The sequence below is a fragment of the Novosphingobium sp. 18050 genome (assembly GCF_902706195.1).
In the GTDB taxonomy this organism is placed as follows: Bacteria; Pseudomonadota; Alphaproteobacteria; order Sphingomonadales; family Sphingomonadaceae; genus Novosphingobium.
Genome location: NZ_CACSJO010000075.1, coordinates 1 through 734, shown reverse-complemented (window position 1 = coordinate 734; position 734 = coordinate 1). Strand labels below are relative to the sequence as shown.

The following is a 734-nucleotide window of genomic DNA, read 5'->3' as shown; positions in this document are numbered from 1 at the left end:
GCCCCGACCGCCACCCACGCCACCGGCCCGCTGGCGCTGGACCAGGCCCGTGTGCGCGAGGCCGCGCTGGCCCACGGCGTGTGCCCCTACTATCTCTCGCAGGAGCTGGCGCGCTGGGCCGACGTGGTGGTGGGCGACTACCACTACTACTTCGACCTGGGCGCGATGCTGCACGGCCTCGCGCAGGCCAACCAGTGGCGCGTGGCCGTGCTGGTGGACGAGGCGCACAACCTCGTCGAGCGCGGGCGCCGCATGTACACGGCCGAACTGCTGCCCGGCACGCTGCACGAGGCGCGCCGCTCGCCCACGGCCGCCGCGGTGCCGGTCGTGAAGAAGGCGCTGGACCGCATCCGCCGCGCGTGGGTCGCGCTGGACAAGGCGGTGGAAGCGCAGGCGCCAGCGGCCGCGCGGCCCGCGGGCGCGGCCAGCTACGTGGTGCAGCCGGAAGGCTTTCCGCCGAAGCTGCTGGCGGCGCTGCAACAGGGCAGCAGTTCCCTGGGCGAGCATTTCGCCGAACACCCCGAGCAGGCCGACGGCGCGCTGCAGGCCTTCTACCTCGAAGCCCTGCAGGCGCTGCGCATGGCCGAACTGCTCGATGCCCACTCCCTCGTGGACGTGCAGCGGCCCGCGGGCGCCGCGCCGGGCGGCTCCACGGTCTGCGTGCGCAACATCGTGCCTGCGCCCTTCCTCGCGCCGCGCTTCGCCGCCGCGCGCACCGCCACGCTGTTCTCGGC

The 734-nt window shown here is 74.8% G+C and carries 1 protein-coding gene; it reads left to right on the top strand.

Annotated elements, in window-relative coordinates; translation table 11 throughout:
• The coding region (locus GVL61_RS24415) for a hypothetical protein (RefSeq protein WP_200845015.1) at window positions 1-734 on the top strand (734 nt) is incomplete at both ends.